12 protein-coding genes are annotated in these 15160 nt (G+C 38.7%); 6 read left to right on the top strand and 6 right to left on the bottom strand.

The window, feature by feature from the left end; all coding sequences use genetic code 11:
- Positions 1-358: 358 nt before the first annotated feature.
- The 5 genes from dcuC to apbC form a co-directional block, all read right to left on the bottom strand.
- Positions 359-1720 (bottom strand): anaerobic C4-dicarboxylate transporter DcuC, encoded by a 1362-nt coding sequence (gene dcuC, locus GTH25_RS05465; protein WP_075672533.1) that lies wholly within the window; start codon positions 1718-1720, stop codon positions 359-361.
- Between the two features lie 275 nt (positions 1721-1995).
- The gene (gene asmA, locus GTH25_RS05460; protein WP_164530375.1) at positions 1996-3930 is read right to left on the bottom strand and encodes an outer membrane assembly protein AsmA; all 1935 of its coding nucleotides are present in this window, start codon (positions 3928-3930) and stop codon (positions 1996-1998) included.
- Positions 3931-3977: 47 nt separating this feature from the next.
- Positions 3978-4559, bottom strand: coding sequence for a dCTP deaminase (gene dcd / locus GTH25_RS05455; protein WP_075672535.1), 582 nt, complete (start codon positions 4557-4559; stop codon positions 3978-3980).
- 67 nt (positions 4560-4626) lie between these two features.
- Positions 4627-5268 (bottom strand): uridine kinase, encoded by a 642-nt coding sequence (gene udk, locus GTH25_RS05450; protein ID WP_075672536.1) that lies wholly within the window; start codon positions 5266-5268, stop codon positions 4627-4629.
- A 220-nt stretch (positions 5269-5488) separates the two neighbouring features.
- Complete coding sequence (gene apbC / locus GTH25_RS05445) at positions 5489-6601, bottom strand: iron-sulfur cluster carrier protein ApbC (RefSeq protein ID WP_075672537.1); 1113 nt, start codon at positions 6599-6601, stop codon at positions 5489-5491.
- 204 nt (positions 6602-6805) lie between these two features.
- Here apbC and metG point away from each other — a divergent pair, with 204 nt between their 5' ends.
- The 6 genes from metG (at position 6806) to sanA (ending at position 14004) form a co-directional block, all read left to right on the top strand.
- Positions 6806-8833 (top strand): methionine--tRNA ligase, encoded by a 2028-nt coding sequence (gene metG / locus GTH25_RS05440; protein ID WP_164530374.1) that lies wholly within the window; start codon positions 6806-6808, stop codon positions 8831-8833.
- A 134-nt stretch (positions 8834-8967) separates the two neighbouring features.
- On the top strand, positions 8968-9441 hold the full coding sequence (locus GTH25_RS05435; RefSeq protein WP_075672539.1) for a CidA/LrgA family protein: 474 nt from the start codon (positions 8968-8970) through the stop codon (positions 9439-9441).
- On the top strand, positions 9435-10136 hold the full coding sequence (locus GTH25_RS05430) for a CidB/LrgB family autolysis modulator (protein ID WP_171455281.1): 702 nt from the start codon (positions 9435-9437) through the stop codon (positions 10134-10136). The genes GTH25_RS05435 and GTH25_RS05430 overlap by 7 nt, the downstream gene beginning before the upstream one ends.
- Positions 10137-10335: 199 nt before the next feature.
- On the top strand, positions 10336-11220 hold the full coding sequence (gene cdd / locus GTH25_RS05425) for a cytidine deaminase (RefSeq protein WP_075672540.1): 885 nt from the start codon (positions 10336-10338) through the stop codon (positions 11218-11220).
- A gap of 213 nt (positions 11221-11433) precedes the next feature.
- On the top strand, positions 11434-13131 hold the full coding sequence (locus GTH25_RS05420) for an NAD-dependent malic enzyme (protein WP_075672541.1): 1698 nt from the start codon (positions 11434-11436) through the stop codon (positions 13129-13131).
- 141 nt (positions 13132-13272) lie between these two features.
- Positions 13273-14004 (top strand): outer membrane permeability protein SanA, encoded by a 732-nt coding sequence (gene sanA, locus GTH25_RS05415; protein WP_075672542.1) that lies wholly within the window; start codon positions 13273-13275, stop codon positions 14002-14004.
- Here the strand turns inward: sanA and yeiB are convergent.
- Positions 14001-15152: a DUF418 domain-containing protein YeiB gene (gene yeiB, locus GTH25_RS05410; protein ID WP_156733130.1), complete on the bottom strand. Its 1152-nt coding sequence runs from the start codon at positions 15150-15152 to the stop codon at positions 14001-14003. The genes sanA and yeiB overlap by 4 nt on opposite strands.
- Positions 15153-15160 lie beyond the last annotated feature (8 nt).

The raw sequence follows: 15160 nt of genomic DNA, 5'->3' as shown, positions 1-15160 counted from the left end.
AGGCTATTACCACCTCCTTCAGCTGGTTTTTATTATCCAACGACTCAACTGCCCTATGAGCCAAATAGCTGGAGTCTTGCGATTGAAATCACTCATACACAACAAGAGTCTGAACATTGGATAAGTGAGGGCAATATGCAGTTTTTAGTTGAATATGCCCCTCATCACTTATTAGAAAAATTAGAAAAACTTGAAATTTATGAAGGTGCTAAAAAAGTCGCAGATGCCTTTATTCAGTTTAAATAATTATTTTTTATACGACTTTTCTTAAGCCAATAAAAAACGGGCTTTGTTCAATTACAAAGCCCGCCAATAAAATTTAAAACAATAAATTTAGATTAATTTAATCAGTTAATAATCAACCTAATGTACTTGGTACAAGAATTTCAGTCGCAACAATAACAATCACCAGCCCTACTAATACTGGGACAGAAACTCGTTTCATCACTTCAAACGGTGAAATTTTTGCCATACCTGATACCGCAACCACAACACCAGAAACCGGTGATAATGTACGGCCTAAGTTTGAGGCTTGTAACATTGGAATAGTTAAATAAGCTGGGTTAACACCCATATTGCTTGCTAGACGAGGAATTAATTCAACGAATGCATAGAATGGTGCGTTACCAGAGCCTGTGGTCATTGCCGCTAACATGGTAATTAATACCAATGCAATCATCATCACAATCGCACCTGAACCTAATGACTGAGCACCTTCAATTAATGCATTAATAAAGCCAACCGTCGTTAAACCTTGAGCAAATACCCCAGCAGCGACTAATAACATAACAACTTGAGCAAATGCATCTGCCATACCGCGGTAAGCAACTTCTAAACCTTCGAAAACTTGTTTTGCGCTAAAGCTACGAATAAATTCGATAACAGCCGCTAAAATCATACAGATAATAATAATGGCAACAATATGAAGTTCTGGTAACCATTTACCATCAAAAACGAGAACACCGATAATTGGTGTGAAAGGTAAAATCGCATAGAAACTTGGTGCGTGAGTTTTGATTTCATTCACGTCTAACATTTCAGTTTCGATATGCTCTTTACGGTCAAGATAACGTTGCCAGAAGAAATGAGCGATACACATACCAATAATTGCAGCAATAGAGATAGGTAATGTGGTTTTAAATGCGAAATCAATCAGCGGCATTTTAGACGCTTCAGCGGCTAAAATAACATCTCCTGATGTTGGCGCTAAAATAATAGAAGCTGGAGACGCACAAATTGCAGCAGCAGCTCCGCGACTAATTCCCATATTCACCATAACAGGGAATAGAGTTGCCATTAACAACACCCCTAAACCTGTTGCTGATGAAACAGCCAGTGACATCAAACATGCAACAATGTAAGCAGCAACCATCAGAAGATATGGTGAGTTAATCATTTTTAGTGGGCGTGATGCTAATTTAACAACAACATCATTAGCACCAATGTGTGTCATATAAGAAGCAAAACCACAAAGTATCATGATCATCATACCTAAATCGCCACCACGGCTCATTAGTAGATTTTTCACATACTCAACAATATCGATTAAACCGTAGCCTGTTGCAGTTGCACTTGCAGGTAAAACAGCCCTTCCCATAATAACGCTGATGATCAGTAATAACAGACCACCCGTCATTAAAACACCGGTTGGTGAATAGCCTTTTACAATATAACGTCCAACACCTACAGCAACGAAGGCGCCGATAAGAATTTCAATCATTTATTTATCCTGTCTAAAGTAGTCATTTATAAAATGAAGTTTTTTATTTTTATCATCATTTTTGCGTTTAGTGCGATTGACACACTCTGCCCAAAGGCAACGTTGCAGTGTATGACATATATCAAAAAAAACGACTATTTTTTTACATATACATAGCACGAATGCTTACTTTTCATTCAAAATATAAATTAAATGATAGATATAAAGCAAAAAGCACACAATTATCAAAATAGTGTGCTTTTATTAAGAGTGTGATGAAGTTAAAATTCGTGAAATTAGATTTTCTTCAATAACTGATTAAGTGCTTTTACTTCTGGGCTTTCAGCATCTTGCTTATTGAGCCAATTATCGATGGCTTGTTTTGCTTTTTGCTGTAATTGATCGCGCAGTAATTTTTCAACATTGAGCTCATATTGCACCGCATTCCAATCCCCATAAAGCCTTAAAGGAATATCAATTTTAGCCAGTTGGCGAATAAATTCATTTTCTTTACCCCACCCTTTTTTAATATTAACCAATAGTGTTACATCAAGATCATGGCGTTGAAGGTTAACTTTACCCTGCCCATTAATTTGATAAGTATCAGCTTGAGCATCAAGGGAATTAATCGTCAATTGTCCTTTTGGGGTTAATTTAAATTGGGCAATCACATTATCTGCTTGGGTGTAACTCTCGATATCTTCAGGATAAATTACTTTATCTGTCGCTTGAGCGACTGATTGCTGAATAACCTGCGGAACATTTAATCCTTGCATTTTAAATTGGCTAACAGATGTATTGAGCGTACCTTGCCAATAATTATAAAAGGCTTTCCGGTTATATCCCGCACCTTCTAAATTCCCTTTTGCCGAAATTAATCCACTGAAATTTTCAGGTTGATTAAACACACGCAATAGCGGTTGTAATGGAATATTGTTCATTGTGACATCCATGCTGATATGTGCTGGCACAATGCTTGTAGAGATAACTGTTGGAAGTGAGAAGTCACCTTGAAGGACATGTCCTGTTAAGGTTTGAATATTCAGCGACTTAGGATTATTTAAAGCATCAATTTTAAAATTATTAATCTCTAAATCTTTATAAAGAAGCTTATTCAGTGCTAATTTCAGCGTAAACTCAATATCGCCCCAATGCGTTAAATCATATTCTTTATTTTCAATAGTAACTGAAGTAATAACCGGCTTTGCCATAATTGTGGCATTTGGTGCTGGCGCTGCATGTGCAGTATTAAATAATGAAAATGATGATGGTGTCTTATTATCTTTAGGGGACAATAATGCGGTTTCCGTTGTTTTAGCCACTGCTAACTCTGGTAACAACGTATTTAAATTTAATTGTTGACCTTTTAAATCAACCTGATAACGAGTTTTACCTGAAAACTCCGCACTGATATTACCTTGCAGTTGGCTATCATTAGCAGTGAGATTTAAGTTATCAAGTGAAACCTTTCTCACCCCCTCATTTTGGATCGTAAAATCTGAAGTTAAACTTCCTGTTATGCCATTTTCAGGGATCCCTATTCCTGATAAAGCATAATCTAACTGTGTGATATTACCTGCAATTTGGTAAGGATAACTGTTCATATCCGCATTAGCGGCAACATTTAGGGTGATCTCACGACGGTCACGATTCACTTTCGTGCTCATCTCAAGACTAATTTGTTTTTTCTCGTCTGTTTTCAACGATAAATTAATATCGCGTAAATTAAGCTGCTCACCGTCTTTCATTTGCCAAATAATTAAGCTGTCTGAAATTTTTACTTTGGCGATATTCAATTGCCAATTATTGGCTCTAGGTTCGATTACTGGGTGAGAAATATCTCGAGGAGTAGAAGGCGGTGATATTTTAGGAATAGCTTTGCTTTCCGGTGTTTGGCGAACAACGGCACCTTTAAGCATGACTTCTTTTACTTCAAGTTGATGAGAAAGTAGCGGTAATAACTCAACATCAAGACGCATATTATCGGCTGTAACTAAAGGCATTTCAGCACCAGGTGCTGTCAATGACATTTTACCACTAATAATGCTTAACTTTGGCCATACATGCCAACGCATATCATCTTGTAATGTGAGTTTATAACCGCTTTGTTTTTCGACCCTTTCAACAAGGTATCCGCGGAAATCATTGGGGTTAATGAGTAAAACTAACGCTGTTAAGCCTGCCAAAATAACCACAAGCAAAATAGCCAGTGTTGTCAGAAACCTTTTCATACAATTACCCGCTTAGTGAAATATGATAATAATGATTATAAAGATAGTTAATCTTCACTAATCCGACTACCAACTGCACCTTGTTGATTTTTATATTTTGCATCTTGACGACGATTATAAGGTCTATCAGCAGAACCAGACATAGGCTCAAAGCTTAATGCACCAATAACCATACCCGGTCTTAATGCGAGAGGGAGTTTACCTGAATTGAAAAACTCTAATACGATTTGTCCATGCCAGCCAGGATCAATACGATGAGCGGTAACATGCACCATTAAACCTAAACGAGCTAATGATGAGCGTCCATCTAACCACCCCACCACATTATCAGGTAATGTGACTGATTCAAGTGTCACAGCTAACGCTAATTCACCAGGATGTAAGAAGAATGCCTCACCTTCAGGTAAAACAATTTCATCACTCATTACACGCTCTAGCGCTGCATTTACTTCTGCCTTAGGACCACTTAAATCAATATAAGCTGCAGTATGACCTTGGAAAACACGAAATTGATTTCCTAAGCAAACATCTGCTGTTGCGCCGTTAATTCGCTCGATGGGCGGGCGGGGTTCAATGACTAATTTACCTTCATCCAGCCACTGAATAATATCACGGTCGCATAATCGCATTTTATTTCCTTCTTCAAATTAAACAGGCAGTTTCATCATGCATGAAAGCTGCCCACAAATGAATCTATTATTCGCAGAACTGACCAATTTTTGCTTTCAGAATATCAATCGCAACACGGTTTTTACCCCCTCTAGGGACAATAATATCGGCATATTGTTTAGAAGGTTCAATAAACTGGAAGAACATAGGACGAACGGTTTTATTATATTGTTCAATGACTGAGTCTAAGCTACGTCCACGTTCATTCACATCACGTTTAATTCTACGCATTAAGCAAATATCTAATGGCGTATCAACAAAGATAGAGAAATCCATCTCTTCACGTAGGCGTTTATCTGTTAATAACAAGATGCCTTCAATAATAATAACTTTTTTGGGTTGAAAAGAAATGGATTCTGCTTTGCGAGTGTGAGCAACGTAGTCATATTGAGGGAGTTCGATGGTTTTTCCTGCTTTGAGTTCACACAAATGCTGATATAAAAGTGCGTGATCCATCGAATTTGGGTGGTCATAATTGACCTTATATCGTTCTTCCATCGTTAAATCACTTTGGTCACGATAATAACAATCTTCTGGTATCACACCGATATTATGATCACCTACTTGTGCTCTTAATTCGCGGTAAAGTGTACTTGCAATAAGACTTTTACCCGAAGCAGAAGCTCCAGCGATACCTACAATTGTGCACTGATGTGCTGTGTCAGCCATAATCAAAAACCTGGTTTGAAATAAAAAGAGGGATAACGTAATAATATGTAAATATTACGCTAGCGCAGATTATAGTTTTGAAATCACTCTGGTTCCAGCGTAAAACCAGAAATCTATTTGTTTTTTATCAAAAACAGTCGGAAATCACATGTAAAAAATGGAAAGCCTAATGACTCTCCATTTTAATCAGTAAATAATTCAATGTATTATTTTACTGTAATTACACTGCGCGGAAAGAAATTTCCGTTGGAATAGCATCACCATCCCAATACATTTGAGCAGAAACAGTCGATGCGATTTCGCGATAAATATCAGCAAACTCGCCTTCAGGATCACGCATCACTGTTGGTTGTCCGCGGTCTAAGTCTTCACGTAAAGAGATATGAAGAGGAACTTGACCTAATAATTCACAATGATACTTCTCAGCCAATTTCGCCGCACCACCAGTACCAAAGATAGGTTCAAGGTGACCACAGTTGCTACAAATATGTGCACTCATGTTTTCAATAATACCTAATACAGGTACATTGACTTTCTTAAACATGACGATCCCTTTCATCGCATCCACCAGCGCAATATCTTGTGGTGTTGTTACTACAACAGCAGCGGTTACTGGGATATTTTGAGATAAGGTTAATTGAATATCACCTGTTCCCGGTGGCATATCGATAACCAGATAATCCAAGTCAGGCCACAGCGTATCTTGGAGCATTTGCATTAATGCTTTACTCGCCATAGGACCACGCCATACCATCGCATTATCATCAGTGACTAAATAACCGATAGAGTTAGACGCTAAACCATAAGCCATAATCGGCGCCATATGTTGTCCATCAGGAGACGTTGGACGCTCCATTGTGGTACCCAACATATTAGGAATAGACGGGCCGTAAATATCAGCATCAAGAATACCTACTTTAGCGCCTTCTTGTGCAAGTGCTAATGCAAGGTTCACTGCTGTACTTGATTTACCTACGCCACCTTTACCAGAGCTCACTGCAAGAATATTACGAACACCATTAACACCAGGCAGATCATTTGCGCGACGTAAGGTTGAAATATTGTGCTTGAGTTTCCATTCAATGGCTTTTGCGCCAGTGATGTTGCGAAGTTCAGCTGTTTTTTCTTCGATTAGGACTTGGAAAGGTTTTTTCCAAACAAACGGCATCACTAATTCGATATGAAGAACATCGTCAATCATCGCACATTGATGTAGTGCTTTTAGAGAAAGCAGATTACGTTTCAATGTCGGGTGTTCAAAAGTAGACAAGACACCTGAAACTTTTTCATTCAGAATCTCAGGGGTGGTCTGCTCGGGGGATTTATCACTCATCCCGGCTCCTCTCGTTTTCATTATTTATTAAATATATGAGTGTATCTATCATATCAGATAGTAGATGACTACGATAATGCCTTACCTCAATTTGCCAACTGAAATTTCTCTTGCAAAAACTCGATTATTGCCCTAGCGACATCATGATGGATCGGTTACCATCAAAGTCCCTTTTATTAATTTTATGGAAGTAAGATCCTTACTATGTCTCACGTCGCGAATAAATTATTGGTAACCTGCGCGTTACCTTATGCTAACGGTTCAATTCATCTCGGTCATATCCTTGAGCACATTCAGGCAGATATCTGGGTCCGTTATCAACGAATGCGCGGCAAAGAAGTTCATTTCATCTGCGCTGACGATGCCCACGGCACCCCAATTATGCTGAAAGCTCAACAATTGGGCATAACTCCAGAAACCATGATTGAAGAAATGAGCAAAGAGCATCAGCAGGATTTTGCAGGCTTCAATATCAGTTATGACAATTATCACTCTACACACAGTGAAGAGAGTCGCCAATTATCGACTAAAATTTATCTTGCACTGAAAAAGAATGGTCACATCAAAAGCAAAACAATTTCTCAGCTTTATGATGAAGAAAAAGGCATGTTCTTGCCTGACCGTTTTGTAAAAGGCACTTGCCCTAAATGTAAAGCGCAAGACCAATATGGTGATAACTGTGAAGTTTGTGGCTCAACTTACAGCCCAACAGAATTAATTAATCCACGCTCTGTCGTATCAGGTTCAACGCCTGTAATGCGCGAAACAGAACACTATTTCTTCGACTTACCTGCATTTAGCAACATGTTACAAGCGTGGATACGCTCTGGTGCACTGCAAGAACAAGTTGCGAATAAGATGCAAGAATGGTTCGACAGTGGTTTACAACAGTGGGATATCACTCGTGACGCGCCTTATTTCGGTTTCGAAATTCCAGATGCACCGGGTAAATATTTCTATGTATGGCTAGATGCACCGATTGGCTACATGAGTTCATTCTTAAACTTATGTGAAAAACGTGGTGATTTAAGTTTTGATGAATTTTGGAATAAAGACAGCAAAGCTGACCTTTATCACTTTATTGGTAAAGATATCGTCTATTTCCACAGCTTATTCTGGCCTGCAATGTTAGAAGGTAGCGAATATCGCAAACCAACAAACTTGTTTGTTCATGGTTATGTCACAGTAAATGGTGCGAAGATGTCAAAATCTCGTGGCACCTTTATTACTGCTCGCGCTTATCTTGATCATTTTGATGCGGATTGCCTACGTTATTACTATGCTGCAAAACTTTCATCACGCATTGACGATATTGACCTAAACTTAGAAGACTTTGTTCAACGTGTAAACAGCGACATTGTTAATAAAGTGGTGAACCTTGCATCGCGTACAGCAGGTTTTATCAGCAAGCGTTTTGATGGCAAATTAGCTGATTCTTTAGATGATGCTAAACTTTATCAACACTTTGTTGATATGAAAGAAACTATCGCACAATCATTTGAAAATCGTGAGTTTGGTAAAGCCATTCGTGAAATTATGGCATTAGCTGATGAAGCTAACCGTTATATCGATGAAAAAGCCCCTTGGGTAGTGGCAAAACAAGAAGGTCAAGATACTCAGTTACAAGCAATCTGTACTATGGGAATTAACTTATTCCGTGTATTGATGACGTATCTGAAACCTGTATTACCTTCACTGACAGAACGTTCAGAAGCCTTTTTACAAACCCAATTAACATGGGATGCACTTGATCAACCACTGTTAGGCCAAGAAATCACTAAATTCAAAGCGTTGTTTAACCGTATTGAAATGGATAAAGCTAACGCAATGGTTGAAGCATCAAAAAGTACCATTGCTCCAGTAAAAGAAGTAACGGGGCCATTGGCTGATGCACCTATTCAAGAAACCATCAAATTTGATGATTTTGCGAAAATCGATATGCGTATCGCTGAAATTAAACAAGCAGACTTTGTTGAAGGCTCAGACAAACTACTGAAATTAATTTTGGACTTAGGTGGCGAAACTCGCCAAGTATTCTCAGGTATTCGTACTGCATACCCAGATCCTAAAGTGTTAGAAGGTCGCTTAACGGTAATGGTAGCAAACTTAGCACCTCGTAAAATGCGTTTTGGTATTTCAGAAGGCATGGTAATGGCAGCAGGCCCTGGCGATAAAGATATTTTCTTACTCAGCCCAGATTCTGGTGCAAAACCGGGTCAACAAGTGAAATAACAACCAAGATTCATTTGCCAAATAAATATATGGCGGGGTTCTATTAGAGCCCCGCTCTTTTTTTATTGTGATCCATAGCACACTTTCAAAATCGGTGTATGATAATTCTGTTAGTTGATTTGGGACACTTACTTATGAAATCTAAACGGGCACGATTGCAGATTACACTTTGGCATTATCTACGATCTTTTTTGGTACTTTATCTTTGTCTTTTTGCTGGTAATCTTATTTCAGCTCTTCTACCCTTCGCGGTTCCAGGTAGTATTATTGGGTTACTGATCCTTTTTGGTTTACTTGCTTTCCAGCTTATTCCTTTGCGTTGGGTTAAACCTGGCGCCAATATCCTGCTGAAAAATATGTCATTGCTCTTTATCCCTATCGGGGTAGCCGTAATGAATTATTATGATTTACTTAGTCAGCAACTTTTCCCTATCGTTTTAGCCTGTATAGTCAGTACGTTTGGGGTTATGGCACTGGTTGCTTACTGTTCACATTATGTTCATCGTGAGCGTATTATCGTAGGTTCAAAACCAGATCTAGTTGAAGATATTATTGAAACAAAAGAAAAAGATGATGATAAAGCATTAAGTGAGAAGAAAAAATGTTAGTGTTAACGAATATATGGTGGTCACTTCCTTTAACCATAATTATCTTTTATTTATCACGTAAACTTGCTGCTCGTTATAAATTACCTATATTGAACCCTTTACTTATTGGTATTGCGGTTATTATTCCTATCTTATTAATTACACATACTCCTTACGAACACTATTTTGCAGGTAGTCGTATTTTAAATGATTTATTACAACCTGCCGTTGTTGCTTTAGCTATTCCGCTTTATCAGCAATTACACCAAATTCGCGCACAATGGAAATCACTGATAAGTATTTGCTTTATTGGTAGTGTTGCAGCCATGGTCAGTGGTACTGCGATTGCCTTATGGGCAGGAGCAACTCCCGAAATTGCCGCATCAGTCTTACCTAAATCAGTCACAACACCTATCGCAATGGCAGTTGCAGACTCCATAGGTGGTATTCCTGCAATCAGTGCTGCATGTGTTATTGCAGTAGGTATTTTAGGTGCCATTTTTGGTCACACTCTATTCAAGATATTGCGAATTCCAACTCACGCCTCTCGGGGATTAGCGATGGGAACCGTTTCGCATGCAGTAGGAACAGCAAGAGCGGCAGAAGTGGATTATATCGAAGGTGCTTATAGTTCATTGGCATTAATGACATGTGGGATTATTACCTCTTTACTTGCTCCGTTTATCTTCCCTATTATTTTGCATCTTTATAGTTAATATTTTTTATACTCTACCTTTCAAATCCCCGATTTAATTAATTTTACTTCGGGGATTTTTGCTATAAATTTGAGATACATCTCTCAATTAATGAATTTGTTGCAATTGTTTCATTGAAAATATGATTTTCATCACATATAAGAATGAGTAAAGATGCCTAGAATCTTATAATACAGAAAGATTAATGGGAGACTCATGTATGCATACTCGTTTTCAGGCAGTTTGGTCAGATTTATCCCCTCAGTTACAACAAGCACTTGCTCCTTATCTTGAGCAGGATGAATTCCCTGCAATGTTTACAGCAGAGCAGGTCAATGCCATAAAAACACAGTTACAATGTAATGATGATGCCTTAGCCCTCGCACTTTTACCAGTCGCGGCTGCTTGTGCAGTGACACCGATATCTCATTTTAATGTTGGTGCTATTGCTCGTGGTGAAAGTGGTAATCTCTACTTTGGTGCCAACATGGAATTTGCAGGTGCCCCACTACAACAAACTGTTCACGCAGAACAAAGTGCTGTGACTCATGCGTGGTTACAAGGTGAATCTCGCTTGATCTCCGTTACCGTTAACTATACACCTTGTGGTCACTGTCGCCAGTTTATGAACGAATTGAACAGTGGCACCCATATTCAAATTCAGTTACCGGGAAGAAAAATGGCAACATTAGGTGATTATTTACCTGATAGCTTTGGCCCGAAAGATCTCAATATCACCTCTTTATTAATGGACAAAGTTAATCACGGTTACAAAATTGATAACCCTAGTGAATTAGCACAACAAGCGCTACAAGCCACGAATCGTAGCCATGCTCCTTATAGTGAGTCGCACAGTGGTATTGCTGTTCAAATGAAAAATGGCAAAATATTCCAAGGTAGTTACGCAGAAAATGCCGCATTCAACCCAAGTTTACCGCCACTACAAGCCGCATTAATTTTGTTAAATATGGCGGGTGAGAGTGTTATGGATATTGAATCTGCTGTCTTAATCGAAAAAACAGAGACAGTTTTAACGCAATGGGATGCAACACAAGCAACATTAACTGCTTTAGGTTGTCGCCAAATGCAACGTATCACTTTGTAAAAAGTTTTAACTTATTCCTCTAAAAATCTCTCCTAAAAAAGCATCAGCATGTAAATTTTGCTGATGCTTACCAGAAAAAGTTGTAACAACCGTATCTATCTCTCATTTCTAAGCATAAAAATCATAAAAAAATAACATAAGCTGTACATATTTTTATTATTTTGTAGGATCTACAATTGTCATGTGACTAACTGCCTTACAAGAGTATTTTTCATGGAACTGGAACACGAAAGTAAACGCCCTCTCTACATCCCGTATGCAGGTCCAATCCTGCTTGAATTTCCCCTGTTAAATAAAGGTAGTGCTTTCAGCGAAGAAGAACGCAGCACCTTTAACTTACATGGTTTACTGCCTGAAGCAGTTGAAACCATCGAAGAACAGGTTGAACGCGCTTATCGCCAATATCTTGATTTCAAAAACGATAACGATAAACATATTTACCTACGAAATATCCAAGATACCAATGAAACCCTATTTTATCGTCTATTGGAATCTCACCTAACTGAAATGATGCCTATCATTTACACACCAACAGTAGGTGAAGCTTGTGAACATTTCTCTGATATTTATCGTCGTGCTCGTGGTTTATTTATCTCTTACCCTAACCGTGCCAATATCGACGATATGCTACAAAACGCCACGAAACAGAACGTAAAAGTCATTGTTGTAACAGATGGCGAACGCATTCTTGGTCTAGGTGACCAAGGTATCGGTGGTATGGGTATTCCTATCGGTAAACTCTCTTTATATACCGCGTGTGGTGGTATTAGCCCGGCGTACACACTGCCTGTTGTACTTGATGTGGGTACTAACAACCCACAACGTTTAAACGATCCTCTGTATATGGGATGGCGTCATCCTCGCATTACAGGTGATGAATATAACGAGTTTGTTGATGAGTTTATTCAAGCTGTTAAACGTCGCTGGCCAAATGTTTTACTGCAATTCGAAGATTTCGCACAAAAAAATGCGATGCCTTTATTAAACCGTTATCGTGATGAGCTATGTTGCTTTAACGATGATATTCAAGGTACAGCGTCTGTTACTTTAGGTAGCTTAATTGCAGCAAGTCGTGCTGCTGGCCGCCAATTAAAAGACCAAACTGTCACTTTCTTAGGTGCAGGCTCAGCAGGTTGCGGTATTGCTGAGCAAATCATTGCCCAAATGAAGTCCGAAGGTTTAAGTGATGAACAAGCGCGTCAACGTATCTTTATGGTCGACCGTTTTGGCTTATTAACAGATAAACTGCCAAATCTACTTGATTTCCAAAGCAAACTTATCCAAAAAAGTGAAACTATTGCTGATTGGGAAACCGGAAGCGATGCGATTTCACTGTTAGAAGTGGTTAAGAATGCAAAACCGACTATTTTGATTGGTGTTTCAGGACAAGCAGGTTTATTCACTGAAGAAATTATTCGTGAAATGCACAAACACTGTGAACGCCCTATCGTAATGCCATTATCTAACCCGACTTCTCGTGTAGAAGCGCGTCCTGAAGATATTATCAATTGGACTAATGGACAAGCTTTAGTCGCAACGGGTAGCCCATTTGCACCGGTTAAATACAAAGATAAAGAGTATCCAATTGCACAATGCAACAACTCTTATATCTTCCCAGGTATTGGGCTAGGTGTTATCGCATGTGGTGCAAAACGTGTTACTGATGCCATGTTAATGGTTGCAAGCCGTGCATTAGCTGATTGCTCACCAATGGCAAAAGATGGTGATGGTTCTCTGTTACCTTTACTGGCTGATATTCAGCAAGTTTCGCGTTATATCGCAAAACAAGTTGCAAAAGAAGCTCAAGTACAAGGTGTTGCTACCGTAACTTCTGATTCAGCATTAGAAGAAGCTATTGAACGTAACTATTGGTCACCAGAGTACCGTATTTACAAAAGAACCTCGTTCTAAGTAGCTTGAAACACTAAGTACCATTCTGAAAAGCGCATCATTACTTAATATGAAGCGCTTTTTTCTTGCTTCCCTATCTCCGCTCAAGTAGCCTTAAGCATTATGAAAGTCATTCATTATTTGCGTCATTAAGGCAAGGAAATGCTAAAACGCCTCATTTATCTCTTTCTCACACTTTTTATTCTGCTTGCTGTCATCTTGATTGCCTGCGATCGCTGGATCGGTTGGAAAACCAATCCTTATATCTTTGAAGATGTGGATACGCTACCTGCTAAAAAGGTAGGCATGGTATTAGGCACATCGAAGTACTACACCAGCGGTTATATAAATCAGTTTTATCAATATCGCATCCAAGGCGCTGTTAATGCTTATAATAGTGGCAAAATTCAGTATTTATTGCTCAGTGGTGATAATGCCAAGCACAGCTATAATGAACCGAATACGATGCGTAAAGATCTCATTAAAGCAGGCATTCCGGCCTCTCGTATTGTGATGGATTTTGCGGGCTTCAGAACACTTGATTCAGTAGTACGAACAAAAGAGGTATTTGGTACAGATGGATTTACCATTATCACTCAGCGTTTTCACTGTGAACGTGCCGTTTTTATCGCATTAGAAAAAGGAATTGACGCACAATGCTTTGCTGTTGCATCCCCTAAAAGCATGTTTAAAGTACGTGTACGCGAAGTATTTGCCAGAGCTGGTGCAATGATTGATGTGTATATTCTAAACCGTGAACCACGCTTTTTAGGGCCACCAGAAACTATTCCTGCAATACAATCTATTCCAGAAGGCATTAAAGGTTATCCTGCGGTTTCACCAGAGGAAGTCGAATCACTTCCTCTAAACAAAAATAATCATGAAAAAACCTAAAAGAATTGCGCTAATTTTGAGGCTGATTTACGCCAGATCCACTCTATTGGCCCTTGTGGGAAAAAACGTAACCAAATCACAGCAAAAGTGATATTGATTGCCCAAATGGCAACAACAAAAGGCATCAATTCCGGCAGAGTAAATTGATTAAATAGCCCCATACGCTGAAATAAATAAATCCCGATAAGGCTTTGCATTAGATAGGTTGTTAACGCCATTTTGCCAACACAACGTAAAGCATAGGCAAGATAAGAGTGTTGAATAATATCCCAACTCCAATAAAACAGCGCAATATACCCCAAACTTTGCATCACTTGGATCAGCATGGTTAAAGGTTGTGCCAAAATAGCAGCCCAGCGGTAATCCCAATCAAGGTAATAATCCACCAGCACAATAGTTGTTTGTAAGCTTAAACTGATTGTGAGGAAATAAAGTGCCACATGACCATAATGAGCACGACTAAATTTCTGCTGTAACCAACCAGACGCCATTAGTGCAGAGCCCATCAACATCGCACCAAACAAAAACCAACTGTATTGACGTACTAGATTAAAAATAAAAAGACTTAGCTCATTCAAACGATAATAAACACTATTTAAATAAGGCCCTGTTTTCCAATCTGATTCAGCCAATTGAGAATATGGCGTGCTGTACCAAACGGTATCAATAAAGTCGCGATAATAGTAAAACAACGCACCTAAAATAAGTGCGCCACAAAAATAGAGTATTACTCCCAATATAAACTGGTGTTTTGTCGCTATTGATTTAATAAACACAAAAACAAATAAACCACATATACTATATGGAAATAAAATATCACCTTCCCAAATAAATAGTGTGTGAATAAGGCCAATCAATGCCAACACAACTAACCGCGATATATTAAAACGCGCTCCTTTATGCAAAAGGAGATAAAGCGTACCACCAAATAGCAACGCAAAAGTAAAGAGGAATTTTCCTTGAGCAAACAGATTTAATGCCATCCATGTTATGCGATCACCAAAAGAGGCCTCACCCGAATGTAATGGGTTAAATGAAGCCACTCTTAATAATGCAAAACCTGAAATATTGAGCAATAAAATGCCAAGGATCGCCATTCCTCTCAACGCATCGAGAGCTTCAATACGTTGATGAGACGATTCATTCATTTTTTTAT

Source organism: Proteus terrae subsp. cibarius (genome assembly GCF_011045835.1).
Lineage (GTDB): Bacteria > Pseudomonadota > Gammaproteobacteria > Enterobacterales > Enterobacteriaceae > Proteus > Proteus cibarius.
Note: the sequence above shows the minus strand (reverse complement) of the source record. Positions and strands in the feature narration are given on the sequence as shown.